This is a genomic window from Sphingorhabdus sp. Alg231-15 (genome assembly GCF_900149705.1).
Lineage (GTDB): Bacteria > Pseudomonadota > Alphaproteobacteria > Sphingomonadales > Sphingomonadaceae > Parasphingorhabdus.
In genome coordinates this window covers 396223-409686 of sequence record NZ_LT703001.1, presented here as the reverse complement: position 1 = coordinate 409686, position 13464 = coordinate 396223, and the positions used below count along the sequence as shown (strand labels likewise).

The 13464-nt window shown below is 51.4% G+C and carries 10 protein-coding genes; 6 read left to right on the top strand and 4 right to left on the bottom strand.

Annotated elements, in window-relative coordinates:
• Positions 1–102 precede the first annotated feature (102 nt).
• Positions 103–1299 (bottom strand): exo-beta-N-acetylmuramidase NamZ domain-containing protein, encoded by a 1197-nt coding sequence (locus tag DG177_RS01875; RefSeq protein ID WP_108809933.1) that lies wholly within the window; start codon positions 1297–1299, stop codon positions 103–105.
• Positions 1296–1841, bottom strand: coding sequence for a DOMON-like domain-containing protein (locus tag DG177_RS01870; protein WP_108809932.1), 546 nt, complete (start codon positions 1839–1841; stop codon positions 1296–1298). Before DG177_RS01870 ends, DG177_RS01875 begins: the two co-directional genes overlap by 4 nt.
• A gap of 38 nt (positions 1842–1879) precedes the next feature.
• Between DG177_RS01870 and tyrS the strand changes: the two genes are divergently transcribed.
• Together tyrS and DG177_RS01860 are read left to right on the top strand one after the other, a co-directional pair.
• Positions 1880–3112: a tyrosine--tRNA ligase gene (gene tyrS, locus DG177_RS01865; protein WP_108809931.1), complete on the top strand. Its 1233-nt coding sequence runs from the start codon at positions 1880–1882 to the stop codon at positions 3110–3112.
• An 87-nt stretch (positions 3113–3199) separates the two neighbouring features.
• Complete coding sequence (locus DG177_RS01860; protein ID WP_108809930.1) at positions 3200–3526, top strand: PilZ domain-containing protein; 327 nt, start codon at positions 3200–3202, stop codon at positions 3524–3526.
• Between the two features lie 2 nt (positions 3527–3528).
• Here the strand turns inward: DG177_RS01860 and recG are convergent, their stop codons facing one another.
• Positions 3529–5583 (bottom strand): ATP-dependent DNA helicase RecG, encoded by a 2055-nt coding sequence (gene recG, locus DG177_RS01855; RefSeq protein ID WP_108809929.1) that lies wholly within the window; start codon positions 5581–5583, stop codon positions 3529–3531.
• 91 nt (positions 5584–5674) lie between these two features.
• Here recG and DG177_RS01850 point away from each other — a divergent pair, with 91 nt between their 5' ends.
• Both DG177_RS01850 and mfd read left to right on the top strand, forming a co-directional pair.
• The gene (locus DG177_RS01850) at positions 5675–5941 is read left to right on the top strand and encodes a succinate dehydrogenase assembly factor 2 (RefSeq protein WP_108809928.1); all 267 of its coding nucleotides are present in this window, start codon (positions 5675–5677) and stop codon (positions 5939–5941) included.
• A gap of 35 nt (positions 5942–5976) precedes the next feature.
• Complete coding sequence (gene mfd / locus DG177_RS01845; protein ID WP_108809927.1) at positions 5977–9447, top strand: transcription-repair coupling factor; 3471 nt, start codon at positions 5977–5979, stop codon at positions 9445–9447.
• Between the two features lie 10 nt (positions 9448–9457).
• Here the strand turns inward: mfd and DG177_RS01840 are convergent, their stop codons facing one another.
• On the bottom strand, positions 9458–11461 hold the full coding sequence (locus tag DG177_RS01840; protein ID WP_108809926.1) for an EAL domain-containing protein: 2004 nt from the start codon (positions 11459–11461) through the stop codon (positions 9458–9460).
• A gap of 195 nt (positions 11462–11656) precedes the next feature.
• Here DG177_RS01840 and moaA point away from each other — a divergent pair, with 195 nt between their 5' ends.
• Together moaA and DG177_RS01830 are read left to right on the top strand one after the other, a co-directional pair.
• Positions 11657–12643, top strand: a complete 987-nt coding sequence (gene moaA / locus DG177_RS01835) for a GTP 3',8-cyclase MoaA (RefSeq protein WP_108809925.1) — start codon at positions 11657–11659, stop codon at positions 12641–12643.
• Complete coding sequence (locus DG177_RS01830) at positions 12640–13413, top strand: NAD kinase (protein WP_108809924.1); 774 nt, start codon at positions 12640–12642, stop codon at positions 13411–13413. Before moaA ends, DG177_RS01830 begins: the two co-directional genes overlap by 4 nt.
• The last annotated feature ends 51 nt before the right edge of the window (positions 13414–13464 follow it).

Sequence of the window (13464 nt, the reverse complement as noted above, 5' to 3'; positions counted from 1 at the left end):
ATCGCAGCATTTTCATTGCCTTTGCTCATACGCCCGGACCTCTCCGTCATGTTAGCGCGAGTGATCAAGGGCCATGACCTTCAAACAGACTGATTGCCTGTCTTAGTAGATCAGATAGTCCTGTAACATTTGCCCCCACATACGCTCATCTGGCGCCGCAATCGCTTCGAGGTCATTGGCAATGGTTGATGGACTCTCAATCCATTCTCGCAGACGAGGCCCACCATTGATCACATCAAAAGCGAGCTTCCCTTCTTCATATTCATAAGCAAAGTCGCGCCAGAGTTCATAACCGAAATGCACTTTGCTGATGGCTTTAAGCGCAAGCGCCTGCAATCGCCAAGGACGGAACGCTGCGTGATCGTAAAAAGGGCCCTCAGGATGAATTTGGACGCCGTTACAAAGCATTCCGACATGTTTGTGAAATGTTGGTTCAAACCAGCAATCCCTTAACACGCACCCCTTAAGCCACTGCGGAGCCTTACGTTGCATTTCGGCAATAACGGCTTTGGCGTCAATATCTGGTGCGCCAAAAAGCTCGAGCGGTCTGGTTGTTCCACGCCCTTCTGACAAGTTTGTCCCTTCCAACATTACGGTACCGGCATAGGCCCGTGCCATTGACAAGTTCGGTGCGTTGGGACTGGGATTGATCCAAACACGATCAGTCGGCCAGCCAAATCCGGGGCCTTCAGGCTGCCATCCCTGCATTTCAATGACGCGATAATCCACATCAAGATTGAAATAGCTGACAAACCAGGCACCCATTTCTCCCAAAGTCAGCCCGTGACGCATGGGCATGGGTGCAGCACCGACAAAACTCTCCCAACCTTCTTCCAGCATCATGCCTTCAATGGGACGGCCCGCGGGATTGGGGCGATCAAGTACCCACACAGTCTTATTGTGCTCCGCAGCGGCTTCCAACATGTAGAGCAAAGTCGTGATGAAGGTATAAATCCGGCAACCCAAGTCTTGAAGATCGATGATCACCACATCAAATGTGCTCATCGCCTGACCAGTTGGCCGACGGGAATCTCCATACAAGCTGAACACTGGAATTTCATGGATCGGATCCACATAGTCCGGTGATTCAATCATATTATCCTGTTTGTCGCCACGTAGCCCATGTTGCGGGCCGAAAGCGGCGCTGAGGTTTATCTCCTCACACTGCGCCAAGGCATCAAGCGAATGGGTCAGGTCTTCAGTAACAGAAGCCGGATGAGCCAGCAGAGCAACCCGTTGACCAGCAAGCGGCGCTCGTAATTCCGGTTCGGCGAGAAGTCGATCAATTCCAAATTTCATAAATGTCCTGCTGCCTTCAGTTGATGTGAAAAGCAATCTTTGTGATGAAAATCTGGCTTACCGGGTGGGTGCGATAAAGCCCAATAGGATTTGGGGCCGCTATTTTCGGCGATCACGGCCGAAAAAGACGCGTTAAGAGGCACTTCCCCCCAGATATCCGGCAAACCCAGTGTTATTTCGATAGCGACGTGAGAATCGCTCAAATCAAGGAAGATATCTGGCTGCTTTGGTAATTGCAGATGCTTCATGCCGTCGCGATAGTTGGAAAACTGATAGGCGGCCCAGAGACTGGAAGGCGAAAAGTTAAACTCGCAATATCTATTGGCAGATTTTTCCTGCAGAAATAGCTCAAAACAGGTTGTTTGCCACAATCTATCAGCGCGCCGTGCTTCTGTCCAAGCCGGCAAATCCAGATCATGAAGCAAGCCTTCGGCATGATATCTCAACCACAGACTTTCATGTGCATGCCATTCGTAGGTCAGAGAAATTTCGTCAACCACAGAGACGGGTGTCAAAGGATGACATTGCAGGTCTAAACGCATATTGCGAGTTTCCTCTGCTGCATGTAACGAACCACTCCATGACCAATTATCAATCTGATCTCCTCCGCTTACTGAATGATCGCGGCTATATCCACCAATTAACCGATGCAGATGGGTTGGATGCTGCAGCATCCAAGACGATTGTACCCGGTTACATAGGTTTTGATGCGACGGCACCCTCTTTGCACGTCGGCAGCCTTGTCCAGATCATGATGCTGCGCCGTATGCAGCAGGCTGGTCACAAGCCGATTGTCGTTATGGGCGGCGGTACAACGAAAGTAGGAGATCCTTCCGGCAAAGACGAAAGCCGGAAGATGCTCAGTGCGGAAGATATTAATGAAAATATTGCGAGCATCAGACGGATTTTCGACAACTTCCTGGCATTCGGAGATGGTCCGACCGATGCAGTATTGATCAACAATGCAGATTGGCTTGATGCTCTGCAATATGTAGATTTCCTGCGCGATATTGGACCACATTTCACCATCAACCGGATGTTGACGTTCGATTCTGTAAAACTTCGTCTCGACCGGGAACAGCCCCTCACCTTTCTTGAATTTAATTACATGATCCTTCAGGCCTATGATTTTCTGGAACTGTCCCGACGCAATGAATGCCGTCTGCAGTTGGGCGGGTCTGACCAATGGGGTAATATTGTAAATGGTATTGAACTCACGCGGCGCATTGACGGCAAACAATTATTCGGCCTGACGACACCTTTGATCACCACTGCCGATGGCGGCAAGATGGGCAAAACGGCGAGCGGCGCCGTGTGGTTGAACGCAGATCAGCTTGCTCCGTATGATTACTGGCAATTTTGGCGCAATACGCAAGATGCGGACGTTGGCCGGTTTTTGAAACTTTTTACCGACATTGATCTATCTGAAATTGCTCGGCTTGAGGCACTGGAAGGCTCCGAGATAAATGAAGCCAAGAAAGTTCTGGCAGATGCTGCGACAGCAATGGCTCATGGCGAAGATGCGGCGAGAGATGCAGCCAGCACTGCCCAACAGACGTTCGAACACGGCAATGCCGGCGGTGATCTTCCGGTGCTCGAAGTTGCCGAAGACGAAATCTCTATTCTTAACGCATTGGTGAACATCGGTTTTTGTGCATCCAAAGGCGAAGCAAAAAGGATGATCGCAGGTGGCGGCGCACGCATTGATGATGAGCCGATCAAGGATGCAGGAACAATGATCGCCACCACGGATGGTGATATCAAAATTTCAGCTGGTAAGAAAAAGCACGGTCTTTTGCGGCGCTCAAACTAATATTGCGGTATTTTGTGACGCTAGTTTACCTTTTGTTTGGAAAACTGAGTTAATAAAAGGTTCCAGCAGCCCACGGAGCGTCTTCAAATGCCAAGCGTATCGAAAAAACAAATGCCTGAATTGCGCCGCGCAACGCGATTTCCGGTCGATTTCGAAACGATCTGTGAAACCCGCAAAGACGGTGAATTTTCGGTTAAGCTGAGCAATATCTCAGCCCATGGATGCCAGTTTATCCATGAGGTTGAGCTTAACAAAGGCGATAGGGTTGTTGTCCGCCTTCCAGTTGCGGGCCGTATCGAGGCATTTCTGGTTTGGTCCCATAGCGGTCGGTCCGGATTTGAATTTGAACGGGTCATTAGAGAGCCGGATTTCGTTGCGTTGCTTGATGAAATCGGTCAATCCGACCAAGGCTAAACCTAGCCACTTCGGATCAGGCTGACACCCCAATCTCTCTCAAACAGATACAAAGCGATGCGAGCGGCCTGACCGCGCTCGCTGTTCAAACCGCCATCCCGATCCAGCAGAAGCCTGGCGTCATCAGTGGCCGCGGATATCAACTGCGATATCTGGTCCGGCGTCGCTACCCGAAAGCCGGCATCGCCAGATTGCCGAGTCCCCAGCAACTCACCGGCACCCCGTAGCCGCAGATCTTCTTCGGCGATTTTGAAACCGTCATTGGTTTCCCGCAGTAGTGTCAGACGGGCTCGTGCAGTCTCGCTGAGCGTATCTCCGCGCAGCAATAGACAGTTGGATTTTACGTCCCCCCTGCCCACGCGGCCACGCAATTGATGCAACTGCGCCAAACCGAAGCGATCGGCGGCCTCAATAATCATCAGGCTGGCATTGGGAACATCGACGCCGACCTCAATGACGGTGGTGGCAACCAAAAGCTTTGTCTCGCCGCACTGAAACTTTTCCATAACGGCATCTTTCTCAGGCCCCTTCATGCGCCCGTGAACAAGGCCGACCTGATCGCCAAACCGCAACTTAAGGGCCGCTGCCCGTTCTTCTGCGGCCGCCAGATCACTTTTTTCGCTTTCTTCCACCAACGGACAGACCCAATAGGCCTGTCCGCCGCTCGCGATATGACGGCCAAGTCCATCTACCACTTCAGGTAAGCGGGCATCTGAAATGACCCGCGTTTCGATGGCCTGACGCCCCGGCGGCAGTTCATCAATCCGCGAAACATCCATCTCTCCATATTGGCTTAGCGTCAGAGTGCGCGGGATGGGCGTCGCCGTCATCGCCAAGAGATGCGGCGTGCTTTCTGCTTTTTGTGTCAGCATCAAGCGCTGCGAAACACCGAATTTATGCTGTTCATCAATGACCGCAACGGCGAGTTTTTTATACTGAACCTTGTCCTGAAAAATCGCATGCGTACCAACAAGAATGTCGATGGAGCCATTGGCAAGCCCCATCAGAGTGGATTCACGTATTTTCCCTTTATCCCGGCCCGTGAGGATCGCAAGATTGACTGGCAGTCCAGTGAGGAGTTTTTGCAGCCCTTCATAATGCTGTCGCGCCAAGATTTCCGTCGGAGCCAAAAAGGCACCTTGATAACCGGCCTCAACTGCACTGAGCAATGCCATCAGTGCAACCAATGTTTTCCCTGATCCGACATCGCCCTGCAAAAGCCGGAGCATGGGTGAAGATTGCGCCAGATCACCTTCAATTTCCGATATGCATCGTTTTTGTGCGCCGGTCAGCTCGAATGGCAGTTTAATCTGATCCCGCAGATGCCCGTCCCCTTGAATGGAGACGCCTTTCTTGCGGCGATTATCGGCACGAACAAGCATGAAGGCCAGTTGGTTGGCAAAAATTTCGTCATAGGCAAGTCGGTTAGCGTTATCGGCATCTTCTTGGCTGTGCAGAGAAGCAATACTCTTGTGCCAGCCTTCCCACTTCTTGGTTTCCAGCAAGCTCGGTTCAATCCATTCCGGCAGTTGCGGCGCCAAAACCACGGCCTGCGTAACCAGTTGTCCCATCCGCTTGTTGCCAAGACCGTCGGATAGTGGATAGATCGGCTCGACCAGTGCGATCTCTTCCTCTTCAGCCAGTTCCAGAACGTCAGGATGCAGCATCTGCAGCTCGTCACCATAGCGTTCAAGCTTGCCCGAAATGATCTTGCTTTCACCGAGGGGTAGCAATTTCTTTGGCCAACCTGTGTTGCGGCCAAAAAAGGTCAGACTGATATAATTGCCCTGCGCATCCGTCGCCTGCACGCGAAACGGGCTTCGCGGTCCGCCACTGCGATAATCTGCTGGTGTTACTTCGGCGATGATCGTCAGGCCGACATCCGCCTCATCCAGCTCTTGCACCCGCTTGCGCCGCATCCAATAGCTGGGTTTATGATAGAGCAGATCCTTGACGCGCGTAAGGCGCAGTTTCTCCAATGGCTTGGCTAGGGCTTTGCCAACACCTTTAAGCGACTGTGTTTCGCCAAATAATGGATTGAGTATCTCGGGCCGCATGTCTATCCGCCTTATACGCAAGCGGGACCAATATACCAGATACAGTCCCCGTGCATTGATACAATCGCGAAGCAAAGATTCAGGAGCAAATATGGAACGCGAAGTCAGGCTGAAACGGCTCCATTTTCGCAGCTGGCATCGGGGCACCCGGGAAGCTGATAATATGATCGGTGGCTTTTTCGATAAATGGGGGCAGACCTGGTCCGATACGCAAATCGACTGGTTTGAAAAACTGCTCGAAGAAGAAGATGTCGACATCATGGCCTGGGCGATTGGAAAGCAACCACCACCGGAACAATTTCAGAACGATCAAATGACCGCGATGCAACAGCTCGACTATTTTGATTTTACCAAGTGAAAACCCTCAAAGAAAAAATGATATAGATTCCATAAGTGTCGTATTTAGATAGATTATTATCCGCAGAAGACGGAATGACGCTTGCTGGCGTAACGGCAGGATATCGTCCCTATTGTCTGGCGGATATCGCCGTTCAATCCGGCAAACGAACCGTTTTCATTGCGACCGATGATGCGGCGATGAGCGCGGTGGCGGAAGCCGTGCGTTACTTTCAGCCGGATCTGGAGATCATCGAATTTCCGGCTTGGGATTGCCTGCCCTATGACCGCGCTTCACCAGCCTTGCATACCACATCGGAACGCCTTGCCGCTCTGTCCCGGTTAGCCGCGCCCGCTTCGACGGCTCAGCTGGTGATTACCACGGCCAACGCAGTCACCCAAAGGGTTTTGACACCTGAACGGGTAAAAGAGCTCGTTACCCGACTGGCCCCCGGAACGATGATTGAGCAGGAAAAGCTTATTTCTTTTCTCTATGCAAATGGCTTTGTTCGGGTCGATACAGTCGCGGATAGCGGTGAGTTTGCCGCCCGCGGCGGACTGATTGATCTGTTTCCTCCAGGCGCCGAGATGCCGCTGCGTATCGATCTTTTTGGTGATGAAATAGACACATTGCGCCAATTCGATCCCGCCGATCAGCGCACTATTGGCAATATTGATGGGCTTGATCTGCTACCCGTATCCGAAGTTTTGCTGGATGAAGAGAGCATCACCCGCTTTCGCACCCGTTATCGGGAGCTATTTGGAGCCGTGGCTACCAGTGATCCGCTATACCAATCTCTTTCGGAGGGTCGGCGGCTTTCCGGGATGGAGCATTGGTTGCCTTTGATCGAAGATAATCTGGCGAGCTTCTTTGATTATTTTGCGGACGACTCGCTGATTTTTCGCGATGCGGCAGTCACTGCAGCGGCTGACGCGCAGTTTTCCTCCATCCAGGACTATTACAAGAACCGGCAAGAAGCGGACAAAGCCAATCTTTCGAGCTATCGTCCGCTGAAGCCTGAAATGCTCTATCTTGAATCTGCAGAATGGCGAAAGCTGCAGACCAATTGTCCCATCCATATCATCAGCGAATTTGATGAGCCGGAATCCGCTACTGTTCAGTCGCTATCCATATCTTCCCCACGTGACTTCTCTCCGGAACGTGCGCGTAACGAGAATATTTACAAGGCTTTGGCTGCACATGTGAATTCGCTCACAAAGTCTGGCACCACGGTTGTCTTGGCAAGTTATAGCAAGGGTTCTCGCGCCCGGCTTTTTGACTTGTTGAAAGACCATGACGTCAAGACGGCAATGCTCTGTGACGACTGGGAAGCCTGCAGTACGGCGGACGCGGCAGTTGCCTTGACCATATTGCCACTGGCAGCGGGTTTTCGCACAGACAGCCTGGCCTTGCTCACCGAGCAGGACATTTTCGGCGACCGCTTGGTCCGCAAGTCCAAAAGACGCAAAAGCGGTGATGCATTCCTCGCGGAATTGTCAGCACTCAGTCAAGGCGATCTGGTCGTTCATCTGGAGCACGGCATTGGGCTTTACGAAGGGATTGTCTCGATCCCGGTCGGTGAAAGCCCGCATGACTGCGTCTCCCTGAAATATGCCGGTGGCGACAAATTATTTGTACCGGTGGAAAATATCGACGTTCTCAGCCGTTATGGCGAAGGCGGTGAGACAGTCGTGCTGGACCGCCTGGGCGGAGAAGGCTGGCAGAGGCGTAAATCCAAACTCAAAGAGCGTATAAGAGCCATTGCGCATGAATTGCTCAAAACCGCAGCAGCGCGGGCATTACAACCTGCGACACCGGCGCAGATTGAAGCCGGGGACATGGCCGGTTTTGTGGATCGTTTTCCCTATCAGGAAACAGACGATCAACAACAGGCCATCGAAGAGGTCCTGGGCGATATGGGATCGGGCAAGGCGATGGACCGGCTCGTTTGCGGCGATGTCGGCTTTGGCAAGACCGAAGTCGCCATGCGTGCCGCTTTCGCAGCAGCCATGGCCGGTATGCAGGTCGCAATTATCGCTCCCACCACTTTGCTCGCCCGGCAACATTTCACCAATTTTGAAGAGCGCTTTCGCCCATTCCCACTTAACATTGGCCGATTGTCTAGACTGGTACCGGCTGCAGAGGCGAAGAAAACCAAAGAAGGTATGGCCAATGGTAATATCGATATCGTTATCGGCACCCACGCTCTTCTAGCCAAATCTGTCGAATTTCAACGCCTTGGACTGATCATCGTAGATGAAGAACAAAGGTTCGGCGTCACACATAAAGAACGTTTGAAGGCGATGAAATCGGACGTTCATGTCCTCACCCTAACGGCAACACCGATCCCCCGAACGTTGCAAATGGCGATGACCGGTTTGCGGGAGCTGTCAGTTATTCAGACACCGCCCGTCGATCGGCTGGCAGTGCGCACATATGTCATGCCTTGGGACCCGATACCCCTGCGCGAGGCATTAATGCGGGAACATTATCGCGGCGGACAGAGCTTCGTCGTCGTACCGCGCATTGCGGACTTGCCAGAAATTGAGGAATTTCTGAAAGAATATGTGCCTGACATCACCTATGTTGTAGCCCATGGCCAGATGCCTCCGGCGCAGGTCGAAGAGCGTATGTCCGCCTTTTACGATAAGAAATATGATGTGTTGCTGGCGACCACCATTGTCGAAAGCGGGCTCGACATTCCAAGCGCCAACACATTGATCATCCATCGCGCCGACCGGTTCGGTCTTGCGCAGCTTTATCAACTTCGCGGCCGGGTGGGACGATCAAAAACACGGGCCTATGCCTATATGGTCACACCAAAGGACAGGATCATCACCGAGAAGGCTGAAAAGCGCCTGAAAATTCTCGGTGACCTCGACAGCCTGGGTGCAGGCTTTGAGTTGGCCAGCCATGATCTCGACATTCGCGGCGCGGGCAACTTGCTCGGCGACGAGCAATCCGGTCATATCCGGGAAGTCGGCTTTGAACTTTATCAGTCGATGCTCGAAGACGCGATTTTGGAGGCCAAAGCCAAGGGTGCCGGTCTGGATGCAGAAACCGAGAGCTTCTCGCCGCAGATTACCGTGGATGCTCCAATCCTGATCCCCGAAAATTATGTGCCCGATCTATCGCTCCGCATGGGCCTGTATCGACGCATGAACGGGCTTGATAGTCATCAGGAAATTCAGGCTTTTGCTGCTGAAATGATTGACCGCTTCGGAGAATTGCCGGTCGAAACCGACAATCTGCTCAAGTTGATGGAAATCAAACTGAACTGCGTGAAAGCCCATATCGCCAAGATTGAAATGGGACCTCGCGGTGCGTTGGTGAGCTTTCACAACGACAAGTTCCCCAATGTTCCGGGACTACTTGCCTATGCTGACCGCCTCAAAGGAACGGCGCGGATCAGGCCGGATAATAAACTGTTTATCGAACGGCGCTGGCGCGATCCCAAGTCGCGTCTTCATGGCCTCACACAGCTGACCACGGGATTGTCAAAGCTAGCGCAGAAGCAATCTGCGTAGAAACCAAGGGCTAGTTGCTTTTCAAAGCAAATATCTCAAATTCGTCGGGTGATATTGGCCCAGATCGCAAGAAGCCTTGAAAATATTCACATCCTTGTTGTGCTAGCATTTCGAGTTGTGCTTCTGTTTCAACGCCTTCTGCAATCACAGAAAGATCAAGACTTCGGGCCATATCGATAATCGACTTCACCACCACCTGGTCTTTGACGGATCCGCCAATATCGCTAGTTAAACCACTATCGATCTTCAGATAGTCGAGCGGCAGGTTTTTAAGATAGCTCAGGCTACTATAGCCTGTTCCGAAATCATCTATCGCAATATGCAGACCTTTTTTTCTGATTGCTGAGAGCCTTTGCGCCGCACTCCTTACATCACCAATCAGCTCAGATTCGGTAATTTCAAGAGTGGTTCGATCTGGCTCAAAGCCGGTTTCATCAATGGCCTGGATGATATTTTGCACGAAAGCAGCGTTTGCGAGATCACCAGCGGTTATATTTACTGACAATCTCAAAAACGAGAGGCTGTCGGGCCATTTGGCTGCCGTGGCAAAAGCCAGCTTGTGTATATGGATTGAAAGCAATTCCATAAGCCCCGCCCGCTCAGCCACGGAAAATAATGTTGCCGCTCCTAGAAAACCGAGTTTTGGATGATTCCAGCGCGCTAACGCCTCGGCGCCTGCCAATTGACCGGTATCCACTTTAATCTGAGGTTGGAGCGCTATAGCGATTTCGCCCCGTTCCAGCGCATGGGCCAACTCCCCTTCCAGTTGATGTTCCATGAGTATATTTTTTTCTGAGGAACCACTGATCCTTATCGGCGATGCATCAGATATCATGGCTTCAGCCAGGGCAAGAGTTGCACGCCTGATCAGAAGGCTTTCATCAGTTGAATCCTCGCCCACAGCAATACCGGCCCGCGCCACCAACCCGATTTCGCGGCCTTCTATCGTGATCGATTCAAAAATATCACCAAGCAGCAGCCCGGCATAGTCGACACACTTTTGTATTCCACCGTCAGCGGAATCATCAAAGGTCATCGCAACACCAAAATTCTGGCCATCCAATCGGGCAACCATACAGTCATCTGGCGGATGATCTATCGTTTCCGCGATCAGGCGTTGGCCAACGCGGCGCATGACTTCATCACCGATTGCGCGCCCATAGGCAGCGTTTATCGTTCCAATATTCTTGAGACCAAGAATGATCAGTCCGAGGCTGTTGCCTCGTTCGAGGCAAGTCCGCATCCAACTTCGAGCCGCAGAACCGTTACGCAACCCTGACAGAAGATCCTGACCTGACCAACTATGATCCGTCGGACTGTCGGTATTTCTCTCAATTCGACCGTGTATACGTTCACCTGAATCATGAAGGTGGTGAATGACCTTTTCCCCGTTCAACATATGCGGCACCGCTGCCTGCGCAGATCCAGTCTTCAGCCGGCCCAAAGCCCCCCGGACGCGTTTGCGTTCATGATCCGACAATTTGCGATACATGCCGCTTACCGGATAGTGATCAAAGTCGGCGTCGTTCAAATTCAATTTCAGTTTTTCACTGACCCAATTATCCTTGATATCCTTTTTTGAGAAGAACCAATGCTCGTCGGCTTGTGCCAGCAGGCCATTGAAATAATAGGTCGATTCTTTGCCACCACGGATATTCTCAACATAACGATAAGCAAAATTTATCGCTTGATGGAGATCAGCATGCTCATTGGCGATATCAAGAAAATGGGTAGCCCCCGCATCATAGCAAAGGTGAGCGATATTTTTCTGAACTGATGGGTCTGCTAGAGCCAGGATCGCAATCCCGCGATTTTCGTCCAAGCCCGCAATCTCAGCGATGGCGGTTAAGCCATTCTCCGCCGCACCACGCATGTCAACAACCGCAATCAGAGCATGAGAAGACAATAACCGGCCCCGCAGATTATCCTTTCGCCGAGCAGAACTCACACGCCATCCCTGCACCGAAATCGCAGCAGCCAATGGGTCGCGATCATGAAAAGATAGCAAAAACAAATGCTTTGCTTCCTTTTGACCTGGTTCTGATGATCGGCGAGTGATTTACAATACCCCTATTCTGTCTATCTTCGGCTTCATATAACGCCGCAAAACTTCCCTATCCTTTTCCATAGCCCCAAATTCTTTATATGCCGTTGCCTGCCATCTTACAAAACGCTAGCATTTGGGTTCATTCTGAATTGGAACAATGTGATGCTCGACGGATTTGGCCGCAAAATCGATTATCTACGCATTTCGGTCACCGACCGATGTAATTTCCGCTGCCAATATTGCATGTCTGAAAATATGACGTTCATGCCAAAGAGCGAATTGCTGACTTTGGAAGAAATCACCCTGATTGCAGAGCGTTTTATTGGACATGGTGTGAAGAAAATTCGTCTGACCGGAGGAGAACCCCTCGTCAGACGAGATATGAGCGACGTGATTCAACGCCTTGGAAGAAAGGTGAATTCTGGCGAATTGGAAGAGCTTACACTTACAACCAATGGATCTCTCCTCAGCGAATATGCGGACCATCTCGCTGCCCATCATGTGCGCCGAATAAATGTCAGCATGGATACGCTCGATCCTGATAAGTTTTCCGAAATCACCAGAGGAGCATCGGTAGAACAGGTGCTCGTAGGGATAGCGGCGGCCAAAGAGGCTGGTATAAAAGTGAAGATCAATATGGTTGCCTTGCGCGGGTTTAATCAGGAATCGCTGATGCCGATGGCGGAATATTGTGCGACACAGGGCCATGATCTAACGGTGATCGAGACCATGCCTCTTGGCGATGTAGGAGCTGATCGAAAGCTCGAACATATCCCTGCGGAAGAGTTTATCGCTCCACTGTCCGACAATTACGAGTTACGCTCGATAGCGCATAAAAGTGCTGGTCCGGCACGTTATATGTCCGTTGAGCCGCTTGGCCTTCGCCTTGGCCTCATCACACCACTCAGCAATAATTTCTGCGATAATTGTAATCGTCTGCGCCTAACTACCGACGGTAAAATATTTATGTGCCTTGGCCACAACGCGCATGTTGATTTACGCGCCGCCGTGCGCAATGAAGGAATAGAGGCGGTTGATCGGTTGCTTCAGAAAGCTTTGAAGCTCAAACCGTTACGACATGAGTTTAATGCGCAATTGGACGGGTCCGCAGAGATATTGGAGCGTCATATGAACGTCACTGGCGGATGAGCGAAATAAAATGGGCACTGATCGTGTCCCCTACTCCTCAGGCACAAGAAGCGGGAGACAAGCTCAAACCTTTGATGGACTGGGTACCGGTTGAGGATGCGGATCAAGCCGTTGTACTGGGCGGCGACGGTTTCATGCTGCAAACCCTTCATCAGATGCTCAATCGGCGCAAGATTATGCCAGTCTATGGGATGAATCTCGGTACGGTCGGTTTCCTCATGAACAATTGGCATGAAGATGATCTGATTCGGCGGATTGAGGGTGCCCGTCCGTTTAAGGTTCGTCCTCTCAAGATGGAAGTCGAAACTATTTCCGGTGCCAGCTTCGTGTTGCCAGCGATCAACGAAGTTTCATTACTAAGAGAAACCCGCCAGACCGCAAAACTGGAAATTGAGGTAAATAACCGAATCATGCTCGAGGAACTGGTATGTGACGGAATTTTGATCGCAACGCCGGCAGGTTCGACAGCCTATAATCTATCTGCGAACGGCCCAATCTTGCCACTTGGCTCTAATTTACTGGCGCTAACACCTATCAGTCCGTTCCGTCCACGACGCTGGAAAGGCGCCATTTTACCAGACAAAATGCCAATCAGCATCAAGGTTCTAAATGCCGAAAAACGGCCTGTCAGTGCGGTTGGTGACCAGCAAGAGGTTCGCGATGTTGCTAATGTAACGGTCTCCATTGACCGCAATCAGACACTGACCATGTTGTTTGATCCGGAACATGCTCTGGATGATCGGATCGCGATGGAACAATTTGTTGTTTGATGGCTTGCCGGGTGCGAATGACGTTGCTATAGCCGCGCTCGTTGTGATGCA